Origin of the sequence: Phenylobacterium sp. (assembly GCF_041691455.1) — a bacterium.
Classification (GTDB): Bacteria; Pseudomonadota; Alphaproteobacteria; order Caulobacterales; family Caulobacteraceae; genus Phenylobacterium.
The window spans coordinates 1-16,346 of the sequence record NZ_JBEPUO010000026.1 but is presented as its reverse complement, the minus strand read 5'-3'; the positions used below and the strand labels follow the sequence as shown (position 1 = coordinate 16,346).

Below are 16,346 nucleotides of genomic sequence, written 5' to 3'. Positions count from 1 at the left end.
GCTCCGGGGCCGCCAGCCGCTGCCACACGCCAGAATCGGAATCGCCGCCATGACCCCGGAAATCCTTGAACAGACCAGTACGCGGCTACCTTGAAGGTCGAGCGGCTGCGAATCCGGCTGGCCGCCCCATCCGAGCCGAAGCCTCGCTAGAGCACGGCGAAACGCGCGATCGCTTCCCTTCGCGACCCGCAGACGGCTCCCGTATTCCTTCGGCCTGCGTAGTTTCCGACCCTGAGGCTGTGGTTCGCCGCGACCTAGACTGAACGCTTAGAGGGTTAGGCGGTCTGGAGACATGTGGCGACCGCATGTTCGCTGCACCGCCGGTCGGGCGCCGCGATGGCTATCCGAGCGCAGATCGCCTGACCCGCGTCGTCAACCTTCAGCAAGGCTATCGCATCATGGGCAAGATCATCGGCATCGACCTCGGCACCACGAACTCGTGCGTCGCGGTGATGGACGGCAAGACTCCCAAGGTCGTCGAGAACGCCGAGGGCGCGCGCACCACGCCGTCCGTGGTGGCGATCCAGGACGACGGCGAGCGCCTCGTCGGACAGTCGGCAAAGCGCCAGTCGGTGACCAATCCGGCCAACACCTTCTACGCGATCAAGCGGCTGATCGGCCGCCAGTTCGACGACCCTATGGTGACGAAGGACAAGGGGATGGTCCCCTACGAGATCGTCAAGGGCCCCAATGGCGACGCCTGGGTCCGTGCAAACGGCAAGGACTATTCTCCGCAGCAGATCTCCGCCTTCATCCTGCAGAAGATGAAGGAGGCCGCCGAAGCCCATCTTGGCGAGAGCGTCGACCAGGCGGTGATCACCGTCCCAGCCTATTTCAACGACGCTCAGCGTCAGGCCACCAAGGACGCCGGCAAGATCGCAGGCCTTGAGGTGCTGCGGATCATCAACGAGCCGACCGCCGCGGCGCTCGCCTATGGCCTTGGCCTGAGCGAAGGCAAGAAGATTGCCGTCTACGACCTGGGCGGCGGCACCTTCGACGTCTCGATCATGGAGATCGAGGACGGCGTCTTCGACGTGAAGGCCACCAATGGCGACACGTTCCTGGGCGGTGAAGACTTCGATCTGCGGGTGGTCGACTACCTGATCGAGGAATTCAAGCGCGAGACCAGCCTCGACCTCGGCAAGGACAAGCTCGCGCTACAGCGGCTGCGGGAAGAGGCCGAGAAGGCCAAGAAGGAGCTGAGCTCCGTCCTGCAATACACGGTCAACCTGCCCTTCATCTCGATGAACGCCTCAGGCCCCGTCCATCTCAACGTCAAACTCACGCGCGCCAAGTTGGAAGGCCTGGTCGAGGACCTAATCACCAAGACCATCGGGCCCTGCGAGCAGGCGCTGAAGGACTCCGGCTACAAGGTCTCCGACATCGACGAACTGGTGCTGGTCGGCGGTATGACGCGCATGCCGCGCGTGCAGGCGGCGGTCCAGGCGTTCTTCGGCCGAGAGCCTCACCAGGGTGTAAACCCCGACGAGGTGGTGGCGCTCGGCGCAGCCATTCAGGGCGGCGTGCTGCAAGGCGACGTCAAGGATGTGCTGCTTCTGGATGTGGCCCCGCTGACCCTCGGCATCGAGACCTTGGGCGGTGTGCTGACCGCGCTAATCGAGCGCAACACCACCATCCCGACCAAGCGCAGCCAGACCTTCTCGACGGCCGCGGACAACCAGTCCGCGGTGACCATCCGCGTCTTTCAGGGCGAGCGGCCGATGGCCGCGGACAACAAGCTCCTGGGCCAGTTCGATCTGGTAGGCATCCCCCCTGCCCCGCGCGGCGCACCGCAGGTCGAGGTCACTTTCGACATCGACGCCAACGGCATCGTCAACGTCGGCGCCAAGGACAAGGCGACCAACAAGGAACAGTCGATCCGCATCCAGGCCAACGGCGGCCTCTCCGATGCCGACATCGACAAGATGGTCCGGGAGGCCGAGGCCCACAAAGCCGATGACGTCTTGCGCCGGGAGATCGTCGATGCCCGCAACCACGCCGACGCCTCAGCAGACTCCGCCGAGAAGGCGCTAGCGGAACACGGCGACAAGGTTCCGGCGGGAGACCGCGCGGCCGTCGAGACCGCGCTGGCCGACCTCAAGGCGACCAAGGACAGCGACGATCTCGACGCCATCAAGACGAAGACCCAGACCTTGATCCAGGCGTCCATGAAGCTTGGCGAGGCGGTCTACGCCGCCCAGTCCGGCACCCCGGACGGCGGTGCGGATAGGCCCGCCGACGATAATGTGGTCGACGCCGAGTTCGAGGAAGCCCGGCCCTAGCCAAGGGGAATCTGACGGCGCCGCCGACATCGACGCGCCGCAGGTCAGGCGGCTTGGATTAGACGGCCGCAACCGCAAGCCGCGCCAGTTCCGGCAGGGATTTCACACCCGTGCGCTTCATGACCGCTGCCCGGTGATTCTCGACTGTCCGCTGGCTGATTCCGAGATCAGCAGCGATGTTCTTGCTCGGATGACCGGCAAGCACGAGGTCCATGATCTCGCGCTGGCGACCTGTGAGAGAGGCGATCTGGATGATGGCATTGGCATGCCAGGCCGACGTGCTGGTTGCATCCCGCGCGTGGTCAAGCGCTCGCGTGACAGCCGCCAACAAATCCTCGCGGGCGATCGGCTTTTCGATGAACTCCATCGCCCCGGCCTTCATCGCTTCGACGGCGATCGCGATGTCGCCATTGCCGGTGATCATCGTCGTCGGCAGCGAATGCCCAGCCTCGGCCAAGGCCTGAAGCAGCTCAAGGCCGCCCATTCCGGGCAGGTAGGCGTCGAGGAGCAGGCAGGCCGAGCCGCCGGGACGATAGGCTTTCAGGAATGCCTCGGCAGAGCTGAACGCCGCCGTCGCCCAGCCGGCGTCTTCCAGCACACTGCAGATCGCCTCGCGGACACCGTCATCGTCGTCGACAACGAAAACTCGAGGGTCGACTTTCGCTTCGACCCCGTCCTCGAGCGCCGCGACCGGCGTCCGGTCGTGCGAAAGGAGCCCCTGGATCACTCTGTTGAGCTCAATCAGCTTCACCGGCTTGCTCAGATGGACGCAGCTGTCGCGCGCGATATCGTGAAGGGTGCCTGAGGAAATGTCGCCTGTAAGGATCGCGACAGGAATCTGACGGCGCAGGGCGCCTCTGACCTTTGCGGCCAGTTCGAGCCCGTTCATATCGCCCGGCAGATTGAAGTCCGCCAGCAAGATGTCGGGCCGGATCGATCCCGTCGCCAAGAGGTCAAGGGCTGACGTTCCATCGGCGGTCGCGGCGACGGTATGGCCTTCCGCCCCCAACAGTTGTTCGAGAAGTTCGCGGATGTCGGGATCGTCCTCGACCAGGAGGATCGCGCCGGCCTTTGCCTCCCGCCGCTCGACGGTCGCGGCGGATCTGGCGGCGGCAGGGCCCGGTCGGTCCTTGGGCCTTGCGACCTCAATGCAGAACACCGAGCCCTTTCCCGGCTGCGACGAAACGTGAACCTGGTGTTGGAGCAGTTCCGCGAGGCGCTGGACGATCGAAAGCCCCAACCCCAGCCCCTGGCTTCGCTCGCGCGCCGGATTGTCGATCTGATGGTACTCTTCGAAGATTGCCTGCAACTGGCCCTTGGCGATGCCGACGCCGGAATCCAGGATCTCAATCCGAATAAATTCTCCGCGGCGACGACAGCCCAACAGGACTTTGCCGTCTTTGGTGTACTTGAGGGCGTTGGCCAGCAGGTTGCGGATCATCTGCTCCAGCAGCAGCGGATCGCTGTCGACCCAAAGGCTGGAGCGGACCTTGCGCAATTCCAGTCCCTTGGCCTGCGCCGGATGGGAGAATTCCGCTTTCAGCCGTTCGAGGATCTCGTTGACACGAAAGACGGTCCGATGAACTTCCAAGGCTCCGGACTCGATCTGGTTGATGTCCAGCAGGGTGTTGAGCATGCCCGACATCGAGCCGAGCGTTTCGGCCAACCGGGACACCAGGGCCTGGGCGCGATCCCCCTGAACGATTTTGGCGAGCAGGCCCTGTAGAAGGGCCAGCGCCTGCAGTGGTTGTCGAAGGTCGTGGCTCGCCACGGCCAGGAAGCGAGATTTTGCGAGGTTCGCCTGATCGGCCTCCTGCTTGGCGGCTTCGAGCGCCTTCGCCACGCGCTTGCGCTCGGTGATATCAGTGAAGGTGACAACCACCCCCTCCACCCCGCCGTCGTGGGCTCGGTACGGTAGGATGCGACGCACGAACCATCCCCCACTTTCGGTCTCGATCTCCTTTTCAACGGGGACCAGCCCCTTCAGCACCACCCGTGCGTCATGGGACAAGGTGTTGTCGGACCAAAAGGGCTTGAGATCCGACAATGGTCTGCCGACATCACCGGGGATGATGTTGAAGAGCAATTTGGTTGCCGGCGTGAAAAACCGGATCTTGAGATCGCCATCGAGGAACATTGTCGCGAGGTCGGTGCTGTAGAGAACATTTTGCAGATCGTCCGAGGTCGTTCGCTGCCGTTCCAGCGTTTCCTGAAGCTGCCCGTTGAGCGCCGTCAGCTCTTCGTTGAGCGACTGCAATTCCTCTTTCGAGGTCAGCAATTCCTCGTTTGCCGACTGGAACTCCTCATTGACCGAGAGCGCGTCCTCATTGATCGCCTTCTGCTCCTCGCTGGAAAGCTCCAGATCGAGGATGGCGCCGCGCAATTCGGTCTTGGTGGCCTCTAGCTCATGCTTGAGCGCGGTGACGCGACCGGTGTCAGCTTTTCCCTTCGGCTGACCTGCCAGTTCGGTGACGCCGTTCTGCTCAACGAAGCAGACCAGAAAGAGCGTCTCGCCCCCACTTTTGACGGGCTGGACTTCGATGCTGAAGCGCAGGGAATGACCGTCGTGTTCGACGCGGCCGCCGTCCACGCTGACACGTGCCAAGGTCTCACTGGCTCGATGAATGGCCGAGCGGAGCTTGGCCCGAACGCCGGCCGGCGCCATCGCCAGAACATCGTGGGTGGCATGGCCAGGGGGGACCCGGAGGTAGCGCTCGGCGGGGCCTGCCATGTAAAGGCATTCGTGCCTGATTGTGACCAATGCCGCAGCCGGCGTAAAGTTGGCCAGGATTTGCTGGCGGCAGAGATCGGCCAACGCCGATTGGCGCGAGGGCGGGCGTACGTCGCGCCCAGCTGCGTCCCGCAAACCGCGCTCGCGGCCGGCAAACAGCTGGCCAAACTCGCCAGGGCGGCTAAGCCCGACTTGGCGATAGAGCCTTTCCGCCTTGGCGACCGCCTCAAATTGTCCCTTGGCGCGGCCTGCCGTCTCGGCCTTGCCCAGCAGCAGGATGCCGCCGGGGCGCAACGCAAAATGGAAGAGCGAAATCACCTTCGCTTGCGCCGTGGCGCTGAGGTAGATCAGCAGGTTGCGGCAGGAGACCATGTCCAACCGCGAAAAGGGCGCATCGGCCAGCACATCGTGAACTGTGAACACCAGTGTGGCGCGGAGCTCTGGAGAGACGCGATAGCCGCCTTCCTCCTTGACGAAAAAGCCGGCCAGGCGCTTGGACGAGACGTCCTTCAGGGCAGACTCCGGGTAGTAGCCCTCGCGGGCGATCGCCACGGCGTCAGCATCAACGTCTGAAGCAAAAATCTGCAGCCTTACGCCTCGCTTGGCCGCAGCCACGGCCTCCAACAGCAGAATGGCCACAGAGAAGGCTTCCTCCCCGGTGCTACATCCGGCGATCCAAACCCTTACCGGCTGGTCTGGGGCATGGTTTGCGATGAGCTCGGGAATGGTCTTGGTCGCGAGATATTCAAACACCTGAGGATCGCGGAAAAAGCTGGTGACATTGATCAGCAGATCCTTTGCGAGAGTCTCCAGCTCTCCAGCGTCGCGCTCCAGCAGGTCCCGGTAGAGCGCCACATCGTTGGGTTTGATCGCGGCGAGGCCCATGCGCCGCTCGATGCGACGGTCAAGCGTGCCCGACTTGTAGGGCCTGAAGTCATGGCTGGTCTTGTGGCGCAGAAGATCAAGGATGGCGTCAAAGGGGTCGGCAGTATCGGCGGTGGTGACCGCGCCCCTGACCGGGACACGAGCGGTATCGCGGCGCTTCACCAGGGCCGCCATCATACCCGCCAGCGGAATGACAAGGTCGACCACCCCGGTCGACACAGCGCTCTGGGGCATGCCGTCGTAGGCAGCTTCCAAGGGGTCCTGAACGATTACAAATCCGCCGGCCTGTTTGATGGCTTGTAACCCGATCGTCCCGTCCGTGCCCGTGCCGGAGAGCACGACGCAGACAGCTCGGTCACCACACTCACTAGCGACCGAGCGCAGGAGAAAATCGAAGGGCAGCCGCACAGCCCGAGGCGCTTTGGGCTCCGAGGTTTGAAACACGCTGCCTGCGAGCGCCAGGTAAGCGCCGGGCGGGATGACGTAGATCTCTCCAGGTTCGATAGGCATCCCGTGGCAGGCCTCACGCACCGGCATCGACGTGCAGTTGGCCAGGAGTTCAACGAGCAGGCTGTCGTGGTTGGGATCCAGGTGCTGGACCAGAATGAAGGCCATGTCCCCGTTCGCCGGCAGGGTTCGCACCAGAGCGCTGAAGGCGTCGAGGCCGCCCGCGGAGGCGCCCACCGCGACCACGAACACGCCAGCGGGCGGCGCGGCCCGAGTCGGGGGCGCCGAAGCGCCAAACTTCGCCCGCACCTTTACCGTGCCAGCGTGCTGGGGTTGGCGAACCGCCATAAAATTATCTCGGTGGGGTGGTGCTTGAGGAAGCACCGGCTATGTCTAACAAAGAATGCGCCAGCCTGACCGGCTGAGATAAGCGTCTTGCTAGTCGGAGAAAATAGCGCGTCGGCGGAACTTTCGTTCCGGCCTCAAAGCAGAAAACGCAATCAGACTCGGCTCTGAGTAGTTTCCGACGCTGCTGCGTGGACCATCGCGCCGATAGGGTTTGGTGTGAAGGGGACGTCAGCGATGAAACTCGCGAGTTCGGGCGCTCTTGACGCCATCGCAGCCTTGAACATCGCCGCGAAAGCGCCGTCGGTGCCACGGGCCAGTCTTCGCGCGAGAGGATCGCAGTTGGCGTCGGATACACCTTCGGCTCCGGCGCCGAGAAGAATAGGGACCGCAGCGAGGCCGGCCAATCCCCCCACTGATTCCGTGTAGAGCGGCAGACGCCATATTCGACGAGGAGACAATGACCAAGCCTGGCCCCAAAGCTCCGCGCGATGCGCTCCTGGAGTCTGGCGCCGACGACCTCCTCGCCGACGGTGCGCGGAACGCAGTCGCGCGCTCCGTCCAGGCGGCGGAGGCCGGTTCCGAACAACATGTCCTCGCGCAAGCCTGGCTGAACGAGGGCGGGGCGGTGGGCTCCCCTGAAGGGCTCAATCCCCTGCGCATCCTGGTGGTTGAAAATGATGCCATGATCGCGACCCTGATCGCTGAAACGCTCGAAGCGATGGGGCACGAAATCTGCGCCATAGCGGCCACTCAGGCAGACGCGGTGGCGGCCGCGGCGCGCTATCGGCCAGATCTTTTGCTGGTTGATGTCCATCTGGGCGCTGGGAGCGGGACCGGGGCCGTGGCAGAGATCCTGCTCGCAGGCCCGGTGCCCCACATCTTCATGACCGGCGACGTGCTAACTGGCGACCGGTCCGATCCTGGCGTGATCACGCTGCGCAAGCCGTTTCAGGACCATCACCTGGCACGCGCGATAGAGGTTACCTTCGCCAGCAATCCGACCACCTGACCGGACTCGGCGCGAACGTTTGCTACCGAGATGATCCAGCAGACTTGGCCCCGCGACGCGGACGGCATGGCGACGACGTTTGAGACCCAACCGCGCCGCTTCGGCGACAACCTGGGCTTCCTATTCAACTCACTTTCGGTGAGGCGCTTGCAGCGCTTGCTCCCAGCATCTGGTTGCGCGGCTAAGTCTCGGCGTGCCGACGCGTGGGTAGATTCCGACCCTGTCGTCTGGTCCCGCGACCCGCGCTCATGCCGGGGAATGCCCGCGCCGGGCAATTTCGCCATGGCGCGAGCCGGGGACATCCGATGAGTCGCCCTATGATCGCCGCCAGGGCCAACCCAGGCGGCCTCCAGAAGCAGGATGCTTTCCGATGATCCGCAGCCATACGCAATTCGAACTCAAACTCGATGAAGCCACGCGCCTTCTTGATATCCCGCTCGTGGAGGGGACGCCTGGTCATGAGAAACTCATGAGCCTGATGCGCGAGATCGCCGCCTATCGGCCCGCGGTCCTGGTGGAGACGTCCAAGGCGGTACCTGAGACCGAAAGGCTGGCCCGGCGGCTTGATGCGTTTGAAGCGCGTCTGGCGCCGCATTACGCTCCTCACTGGCACGCGATGATCGGCGGCGATCTGCGTCCCACTCCGACCCCATCGGAGTGAGATGAGACCGTCGCTCTGAGTAGATTCCGTCGCTGACGCGCGTATTCGCTTCGGGCCTAGGCTCTCCGCACATCCGATAGTTGAGGGTTCACGTCATGTTGCGGCCGATATCCGAGATCGCGGGCTACGCGGTTGGGGCGACGGATGGGCCGATCGGTTCGATCGTCGATTATCTGTTCGACGACGCCACATGGCGTGTGCGTTGGCTGGTGGCTGATACGGGTTCCTGGCTGTTCGGCCGCCACGTTCTGTTGCCCCCGTCGATCCTTGGCCACGTCAATCACATAGGGCATCAATTCGCGGTCCGGCTAACCCAGCAACAGGTCCGCGAAAGTCCCAACATCAATACCGATGAGCCCGTCTCGCGGCTCATGGAACACAACCTCTACGACCACTACGGGTGGACGCCTTACTGGTCTTCAGGATTTTACCTGAGCGGCTATGGCTACACGGGCGCACAGACACCGCCTGGCGATCCCAGTTCGGCGCCGCGGGAAACGGAAGACCAGGTGGCGCAACGCCTCGGAAGCGATCCCCACCTGCGCAGTGCTCGAGAATTGGCCGGCTACCACATCCACGCCCGCGACGGCGACATCGGGCACGTCGCCGACTTCATCATCGAAGACGGCGATTGGAGCCTTCGCTACCTGGTCGTGGAGACGGGCCACTGGTGGCCGGGAAAGCGTGTGCTGATCTCGCCCCGGTCGATACTAACGGTGGACTGGGCCGGAAGGTCGATTGACCTCAGCGTGGACCGGCGTGGCGTGAGTCAAAGTCCGGCCTATACGGGAGCCGAGCTCATCAACAGGGCCTATGAGCGTGATTTTCATCAATACTACGACCGGTTGACCCTGGCCGAGGTCGCCTGATCGGCGGCCGGGATACCCCTGCTCGGCGCCGCGGGGCGATCATTGCGGACGGAGCCGCGTGGTGTGAACCCTCATGTCAAACGCGAACTCAAGCCGCGCATTTGGGGCGGCCTAAGGCGCGTTGAACTCTGCGAGGCGGGAATGTCTGCGTCGATCTCGCAACATTCAAACTGACGGCCGACCTGGCCTTGCCGGGTCAAGGCGTCAGAACGGCCGCGCCCTCGAACCGCCCGGCGCGGAGATCGGCGAGCGCCTCGTTGGCCCGTTGTAACGGATAGGTCGTCGTCTTGGTGACGATGCCAATCTCCGGGACCTTGGCCAGGAAATCGAGGCCGTCCTGCCGGGTCAGGTTGGCGACCGAGAGCAGTTGTCGCTCCTCCCAGAGAAACCGATACGGGAAACCGGGAATATCGCTCATGTGGATTCCCGCGCACACCACCCGCCCGCCCTTGCGGACCGCCTTCAGCGCCAGGGGCACGAGATCGCCGACAGTGGCGTAGATGATCGCCGCATCGAGTTGCTCGGGTGGTGCTTCATCCGAGCCACCCGCCCAAACAGCGCCCAGGCTCTTCGCGAAGGCCTGGCCAGCCAGGTCGCCTGGCCGGGTGAAGGCGAAGACCGAGCGGCCCTGCCATCTGGCGATCTGGGCCACGATATGCCCGGCCGCGCCGAACCCATAGATTCCCAGGGTCGCGCCCGCCCCTGCGATCGTCAGCGAACGCCAGCCGATCAGGCCGGCGCACAGCAAGGGCGCCAGGGAAACGTCGCTGCCGGCGTCGCCAAGCGGGAAAGCGTATCGCGCGTCGACGATCGTGGCCGTCGCGAACCCACCGTCCCGTGTGTAGCCAGTGAACAGCGGGTGATCGCAGAGGTTTTCGCGATGCATGACGCAGTAGGGGCAAGTCCCGCAGGTGTAGCCAAGCCAGGGAACGCCCACACGCTGACCCACCTGGAGTCCGGCGACGCCTTCCCCGACCGCGTCAATCCGGCCGACGACCTCGTGGCCTGGAATGATCGGCGTCTGCGGATGCGGAAGCTCGCCGTCGACGACGTGCAGGTCCGTTCGGCACACCCCGCAGGCGGCGATCTTGACGCGGACCTGTCCTGCACTCGGCATTCGATCGGGGAGCTCGGTCCATTGAAGCAGCGAGCCGATCTTGTTCAGCACCATGGCCTGCATGTCAGCTCACACGCCTCGCAAGGTCCTGCAGGACGCCGGGCAAGACGTTGGCCAGGTCTTCAGCGACCAGCCCGAGCCCGAAGGCTGACCCGGCCGCGCCGTGGAGCCAGACCGCCGCGGCGGCAGCTTCAAAGGCAGGCAAACCCTGGGCGATCAGGCCCGCCACAAATCCGGTCAGCACATCACCGCTGCCGCCCGTGGCGAGTTGCGGCGGGGCGTTGGCATTGATGATCGCGCGGCCATCCGGGGCAGCTATCACGGTGTCTGGGCCTTTGAGCACCACGACCGCGCCGCTTTGCGCCGCCGCCTGTCGGGTTCGCGAAAGCTTGTCGGCTGCCTTGGCCAGCTTGCCGAACAACCGGGCGAACTCGCCGGCATGCGGGGTCAGCACGCACGGCCCCGAGATGGCGTCAAAGAGCGTCTTTGACCTTGCCTCGAAGGCGGTAATCGCATCGGCGTCGAGCACCACGGAACGTTTGGTCGCCAGGGCTGACAACACGTAGCGCCGCGTCGACTTGCCGACGCCAGCGCCGGGGCCGATCGCGATCGCGTTGCGCCGCGGGTCTGCCAGAAGTCTACTCAAGCCGTCGGCCCCGCGGAACTCGGAGACAATGACGCCCGCCAGGGCCGCCGCATCGATCGCCCAGGTCGCCGTCGGGGCCGCCAAGGTAACCAGGCCCGCGCCAATGCGCATAGCGGCTCGCGCTGTCATGCGCGTGGCGCCCGCGATATGCGGGCCGCCCAGGACCAAGACCTCGCCGCGTTGATACTTGTGTCCCTCGGCCTGCGGCCAGGGGTACCGATCCAACCAGAGCAATGGCCCGTTTTCAAAAGTCTTCGGGTCGATTGCTTCCAACACGCTGTCGGGAACGCCGATATCCGCAAGCACCAAATCCCCGCACAGCCGGCGGCCTGGAAACAGCAAATGGCCGGGTTTCTTCCTGAAGAAGGTGACGGTCATGTCGGCGGCGACCGCTATTCCGCGCAGCTGTCCGGTAGCGCCGTCGAGACCGCTGGGGACATCAATCGCGCAAACCGGCACACCTGCAGCGCCCAGGGCCTCCAGGATCGCCCGAGCCGGACCGTTGACCGGTCGCGACAGGCCTGCGCCGAAGATCGCGTCAATGACCAACGCAGCCCCGTCGAGACATTCGGGGGCGAGCGCCGCAGGCGTGTCTGGCCAGAGGGCCGCGTGGTGGGCGGCGGGGCCGGACAGCTGATCCCGCTCGCCAAGCAGCGCCACCCTCACCGCCCAGCCCGCGGCTGCGAGGTGGCGCGCTGTGACAAAGCCGTCCCCGCCGTTGTTGCCTGGCCCGCAGAGCACCGTGGTCGCCCGAGGTGACCACCGGGCGATGACGGCTGCCGCGACAGCGCGGCCGGCAGCTTCCATCAGATCGACCCCGCTCACGCCGCCTGCCGCCGCCTGGCGATCAGCGCACGCCATCTGTCTGGGGGTCAGAAGGGTCAGATTGTACGGCCGCCGCGCTATTGAATTGTCCATGATCACCTAGTCTGAGGTGGACATAGGCCGTCCGCCGCGGGCCCCTGAGGCTCGGAATCTACGCAACCCGGCGCGGTCTGCGGCGCGCCCCGATCTCGACTATCGCGGTTGAGTAGTTTCCGACCCTCGCCGCCGCCGGCCGCGGCACTCAGTCTTGGGGTCACGAATGAAGCGGGTCTTCGGCTCGCCCCACAAGTTCAGGCCACAAGGTGTCATCGATGAACGCTATCACCCAGATCTCGATGATGAAGGCCCTCGTCTATCACGGCCCGGGCAAGAAGGCCTTCGAAGACCATCCCAAGCCCACGATTATCAATCCGACCGATGCGGTCGTGAAGATCACCAAGACCACCATCTGCGGCACCGACCTCCACATTCTCAAGGGCGATCTGCCGAGTTGTAAACCGGGTCGGATTCTCGGCCACGAAGGCGTGGGCGTCATCGACAGTGTCGGCGCGGCCGTCACGACCTTCAAGCCCGGCGACCGCGTGCTGATCTCCTGCGTCAGCGCCTGCGGCATATGCGAATTTTGCCGCAAGGGGATGTTCTCCCACTGCACGACCGGCGGCTGGATCCTCGGCAACACCATCGACGGGACCCAGGCCGAGTTCGTCCGCACGCCGCATGCCGACACCAGCCTCTATCCGATCCCCAAAGGCGCCGACGAGGAAGCCCTGGTGATGCTGAGCGACATCCTACCGACGGGCTTCGAGTGCGGCGTGCTCAACGGCAAGGTCCAGCCTGGCTCATCCCTGGCGATCGTCGGGTCTGGGCCGATCGGGCTGGCCGCGCTGCTGACAGCCCAGTTCTATTCGCCGGGCGAGATCATCATGATCGACCTCGATGACAATCGCCTTGAGGTCGCCAAGCGCTTCGGCGCGACCCAGACCATCAACAGCTCTGACGGCAAAGCCGTTGAGGCCCTGATGAAGCTGACCGACAATCGCGGCGTCGACACCGCCATCGAGGCGGTCGGCGTGCCCGCGACCTTCGAGCTCTGCGAGCAGATCATCGCGCCCGGCGGGGTCATCGCCAACATCGGCGTACACGGCGTGCCGGTGGCGCTCCACCTCGAACGGCTGTGGGACCGCAACATCAGCCTGACGACGCGCCTCGTCGACACCTTCTGCACGCCGATGCTGCTCAAGGTGCTGAAGGCCGGGAAGATCGACCCGAAGCAATTGATCACACACCGCTTCAAGCTTGCGGACATCGTCGAGGCCTACGAAACCTTCGGAAACGCTGCAAAGACCAAGGCGCTGAAGGTGATCCTCGAGGCGTAGCGCGCGTGGCGCAGGTGGACGCGCCGTCTCGTGTCGTCCTCGCCTTCGCGGACAGGGTTCCGAAGGTCGTGGCGGGGGAGCGGGAGCTGGAGGCCACATGAACAGGCTTCTTCCAACAGCCTCACCCGGACACAGATGAAGGTCGAGCGCCAAGGGCTCAGGGTAAGGGGATGACGGTCGGTCCCGGAAGATCGACACGCCATGCCTGATGGAACCTCCACCACGAACCAGTTGAGGCCGAAGCTCGCGACGATCCTGCGAGAGGGCTACAGCCTCGCCTTCTTGCGCAAGGACGCCACGGCAGCGGTCACGGTAGCGATCGTCGCCCTGCCGCTCTCAATGGCGATTGCCGTCGCTTCCGGAGTCGGACCCGAGCGCGGGCTGTACACGGCCATCGTCGGTGGCTTCGTGGTCTCCGCCTTCAGCGGCAGCCGATTCCAGATTGGGGGGCCGGCTGGTGCGTTCATCGTGCTGGTGGCCGCCACAGTCGCGCGGTTTGGTGTCGAGGGCCTGTTCCTGACCGTGCTGATGTCCGGATTGATGCTCACCCTGTTGGGCGCATTGAGACTGGGCTCGCTCATCCGCCATATTCCCCACGCAGTGACGGTTGGATTCACCTGCGGCATCGCGGTTACCATCGGGGCCAGCCAACTGAAGGATCTGGGCGGCCTGCGTCTCATCGCCCCCGAACCGGTCCCGCTGCTCCCCAAGCTCGCCGCGCTGACTTCCGCCCTGCCGTCGTTGGCGCCGGCGGCGCTCGCGCTCGGTGTCAGCTCAGCGGCGTTGATCTTTGTGCTTCGGCGCTATCGGCCAGCGTGGCCGGGGATGCTGATCGCCGTTGCCCTGGCATCCGCCGCCGCCGCCGTTTTCCAACTGCCGGCGGCGACTATCGGCAGCCGCTTCGGCGGCCTGCCCCATGAACTGCCTATCCCGCGGCTACCGGTGATGAACCTTCACCTGGCGCTGCAGCTCCTGCCAACAGCTCTGTCGTTCACCCTGCTCGGCGGCATCGAAAGCCTGCTGTCAGCGAAGGTCGCCGATGGCATGACCGGCCGTAAGCATCGCTCGAACATGGAACTCATCGCTCAGGGGCTCGCCAACGTGGTCTCAGCGCTGTTCGGCGGCATCAGCGTGACAGGAACCATCGCCCGGACCGCCACCAACATCCGGGCGGGCGGCGTCACCCCGATCTCCGGCATGTTGCATTCGGCGTTCCTGCTTTTCTTCATCCTGATTGCCGCGCCTCTGGCCAGCTTCGTACCCCTGGCCGCCCTCGCTGGCGTTCTAGTGGTGGTGTCCTGGAACATGGCCGAGAAAGCCGAATTCGCCCGCCTGCTGCGCAATTGGCGGACCGCCGCCGTGCTGCTCGCGACCTTCGTGCTCACACTCGTCAGAGACCTCACCTCCGGCATTGTCGCGGGCTGTGTGCTCGCGGCGCTGTTCGCCATGCTGAAGCGCCCGGTTCCTGAAGAGGGCGATGGCAGGCCATGTACAAGGTTAGGCCCCAGGGCGAGTGGACGTTCCCACAGGAGGCGGTGATGGTCGCTCGAGCCGGATGCCTGCCCGGAATGGCTTGGTGTCGATTTTCATGGCCGTTCTACAGGGGCCTGCTACGCCCCGACGAGCGCTTCGAAGCCTGAGATGACGTCGAACAGTTCTTCATCTATGTCGCTCTGACGCAGCTGGTTGGATGTGGCGTGGAGCTGTTCCAACAGGTCGCTGATGTTCTTGTCGGCCCGTTGCATCGCCGCCAGGCGGCTGGCGTTCTCGCTGGCAAGGGACTCGGCGCAGGCGCGGAACAGCGAAATGAACAGGTACTCGCGGACCAGGGCGTGCAGGCTGGCGACTGGGTCGCCCACGATCTCGGCGAGATTGGCGGTGGGCCAAGGAATGTCTGCCAGGCGCTGGCTCCACTGACGATCGAGCGGCAATAGCCGCTGGCTGGCCGGTGCGTAGAGCGCGCCGGCTTGCGGACGATTGTGAAACACCCAAAGGCTGTCGCTCCCAGTCGCCGCCCGATGGGTTTCGCTTTCGATCTGAATCCGACCGACGAGAGACGAGATGGCTTCGATTGAGTTTGGCACGGTAAAGAGTCCGAGCAATTCGATCCCCGCGTCGGCAAGGCGCGCACGAACCCGTTCGCCGACCGCCCAGACCTGCGGCTTCCCGGGCAGGTCCGCCAGCGCCTTGATCGCATGCTCGGCCACGACGTCGTTGAATTGACCGACCAGTCCCTGATCAGATCCAAATACGATCGCGCTGATCGCCGCGTGGCGGGTAGGCAGGCCGGGCTTCATGAGGGGGGCCGACAGGTGCATCGCCCTCAGGCAGGCGCCCAGGCCTAGTTCAACGGTCCGGTCGTAATCGGCCAGCGCCAGCACGGACTTTTCGTATTGCCCGATGCTTGAGGCCGCCAGCGCCTTCATGGTGCGGACCACGGACTGGAGCTCGCCGGCGCTGCCGATCTTTCGGCGCAGGCTTTCGGCGGTGTCAATCACGGTGCAGCAGCGCTCTTCGCGGGCTGGGAATCTGAGGGATTACCGCCAGCGGCGTCGACCGGTTTGGTTTTGGCCTCGGTTTCCGCCTTCGGTTGGAAGGGCTCGAGGGCCTGGCGGGCGATCTCGACAAGGCTCTTGCGGTCCTCGTCGCTCAGCTTGCCTGCGCTGTCGAAGCGAGCGCGCACCTCGGCCGGGATTTGGTCTGCCGCGACCTGGACGGCCTGTTCGGCCGCCGTCATCTGGTCGAGCGGCACGGGGTCGAACAGGCCCGCGGTCAGCGCCAACAGAACCACGATCTGCGCAGCCTCCGGCACCGGGGCGGCTTCCCCTTGCTTGAGGCACGCGCGGATGCGTCGCCCGTGCTCTATCGTCTTGCGGGTGTCGTCATCCAGGCGGGCGCCGAACCTGGCGAAGGTTTCGAGTTCCTCGAACTGGGCATAGGCGAGCTTCAGATCACCTGCGATGGCGCGATAGGCGGCATGCTGGGCCTTGCCGCCGACGCGCGACACGGACTTGCCCACATCAATCGCCGGCAGGACGCCCAGCTCGAACAAGGAGGGCGATAGATAGATCTGGCCATCGGTGATCGAGATCAGATTGGTCGGGATGTAGGCCGAGATGTCCTCGGCCTCGGTCTCGATGATCGGCAGCG

General features: G+C 64.7%; 10 protein-coding genes and 1 pseudogene. 6 read left to right on the top strand and 5 right to left on the bottom strand.

Translation table 11 applies throughout. The annotated features are described in order from the left end of the window. Positions 1–398 precede the first annotated feature (398 nt). The gene (gene dnaK / locus ACESMY_RS19560; RefSeq protein WP_372786326.1) at positions 399–2,282 is read left to right on the top strand and encodes a molecular chaperone DnaK; all 1,884 of its coding nucleotides are present in this window, start codon (positions 399–401) and stop codon (positions 2,280–2,282) included. Positions 2,283–2,340: 58 nt separating this feature from the next. Here the strand turns inward: dnaK and ACESMY_RS19555 are convergent, their stop codons facing one another. Beyond that, positions 2,341–6,693 carry a chemotaxis protein CheB gene (locus tag ACESMY_RS19555; RefSeq protein ID WP_372786296.1) on the bottom strand — a complete coding sequence of 1,451 codons (4,353 nt, stop codon included), beginning with the start codon at positions 6,691–6,693 and terminating at the stop codon, positions 2,341–2,343. A 457-nt stretch (positions 6,694–7,150) separates the two neighbouring features. On the opposite strand from ACESMY_RS19555, the gene ACESMY_RS19550 reads away from it, so the two are divergent. The 3 genes from ACESMY_RS19550 (at position 7,151) to ACESMY_RS19540 (ending at position 9,232) form a co-directional block, all read left to right on the top strand. Further along, positions 7,151–7,702 carry a response regulator gene (locus ACESMY_RS19550; RefSeq protein ID WP_372786295.1) on the top strand — a complete coding sequence of 184 codons (552 nt, stop codon included), beginning with the start codon at positions 7,151–7,153 and terminating at the stop codon, positions 7,700–7,702. 370 nt (positions 7,703–8,072) lie between these two features. Then, on the top strand, positions 8,073–8,363 hold the full coding sequence (locus ACESMY_RS19545) for a hypothetical protein (RefSeq protein WP_372786294.1): 291 nt from the start codon (positions 8,073–8,075) through the stop codon (positions 8,361–8,363). A 95-nt stretch (positions 8,364–8,458) separates the two neighbouring features. Further along, positions 8,459–9,232: a PRC-barrel domain-containing protein gene (locus tag ACESMY_RS19540; protein ID WP_372786293.1), complete on the top strand. Its 774-nt coding sequence runs from the start codon at positions 8,459–8,461 to the stop codon at positions 9,230–9,232. Positions 9,233–9,428: 196 nt separating this feature from the next. On the opposite strand, the gene ACESMY_RS19535 is transcribed toward ACESMY_RS19540, so the two are convergent. Continuing rightward, positions 9,429–10,412: a zinc-dependent alcohol dehydrogenase family protein gene (locus tag ACESMY_RS19535; RefSeq protein WP_372786292.1), complete on the bottom strand. Its 984-nt coding sequence runs from the start codon at positions 10,410–10,412 to the stop codon at positions 9,429–9,431. Position 10,413: 1 nt separating this feature from the next. After that, positions 10,414–11,913: an NAD(P)H-hydrate dehydratase gene (locus ACESMY_RS19530; protein WP_372786291.1), complete on the bottom strand. Its 1,500-nt coding sequence runs from the start codon at positions 11,911–11,913 to the stop codon at positions 10,414–10,416. Between the two features lie 218 nt (positions 11,914–12,131). Here ACESMY_RS19530 and ACESMY_RS19525 point away from each other — a divergent pair, with 218 nt between their 5' ends. After that, entirely contained in the window at positions 12,132–13,196 is a 1,065-nt protein-coding gene (locus ACESMY_RS19525; RefSeq protein ID WP_372786290.1) for a zinc-dependent alcohol dehydrogenase family protein, read from the top strand. Between the two features lie 201 nt (positions 13,197–13,397). Then, positions 13,398–14,735, top strand: coding sequence for a SulP family inorganic anion transporter (locus tag ACESMY_RS19520; RefSeq protein ID WP_372786289.1), 1,338 nt, complete (start codon positions 13,398–13,400; stop codon positions 14,733–14,735). Positions 14,736–14,806: 71 nt separating this feature from the next. On the opposite strand, the gene ACESMY_RS19515 is transcribed toward ACESMY_RS19520, so the two are convergent. Continuing rightward, positions 14,807–15,694 carry a F0F1 ATP synthase subunit gamma gene (locus ACESMY_RS19515; RefSeq protein ID WP_372786288.1) on the bottom strand — a complete coding sequence of 296 codons (888 nt, stop codon included), beginning with the start codon at positions 15,692–15,694 and terminating at the stop codon, positions 14,807–14,809. Then, positions 15,691–16,346, bottom strand: a pseudogene (locus tag ACESMY_RS19510) (hypothetical protein); the annotation flags it as partial. The gene ACESMY_RS19515 and the pseudogene ACESMY_RS19510, both read right to left, overlap by 4 nt.

Coding starts and splice junctions, on each gene's coding strand:
- dnaK (WP_372786326.1), top strand. CDS start 399: ATGGGCAAGATCATCGGCATCGACCTCGGCACCACGAACTCGTGCGTC.
- ACESMY_RS19555 (WP_372786296.1), bottom strand. CDS start 6,693: ATGGCGGTTCGCCAACCCCAGCACGCTGGCACGGTAAAGGTGCGGGCG.
- ACESMY_RS19550 (WP_372786295.1), top strand. CDS start 7,151: ATGACCAAGCCTGGCCCCAAAGCTCCGCGCGATGCGCTCCTGGAGTCT.
- ACESMY_RS19545 (WP_372786294.1), top strand. CDS start 8,073: ATGATCCGCAGCCATACGCAATTCGAACTCAAACTCGATGAAGCCACG.
- ACESMY_RS19540 (WP_372786293.1), top strand. CDS start 8,459: ATGTTGCGGCCGATATCCGAGATCGCGGGCTACGCGGTTGGGGCGACG.
- ACESMY_RS19535 (WP_372786292.1), bottom strand. CDS start 10,412: ATGCAGGCCATGGTGCTGAACAAGATCGGCTCGCTGCTTCAATGGACC.
- ACESMY_RS19530 (WP_372786291.1), bottom strand. CDS start 11,913: ATGGACAATTCAATAGCGCGGCGGCCGTACAATCTGACCCTTCTGACC.
- ACESMY_RS19525 (WP_372786290.1), top strand. CDS start 12,132: ATGAACGCTATCACCCAGATCTCGATGATGAAGGCCCTCGTCTATCAC.
- ACESMY_RS19520 (WP_372786289.1), top strand. CDS start 13,398: ATGCCTGATGGAACCTCCACCACGAACCAGTTGAGGCCGAAGCTCGCG.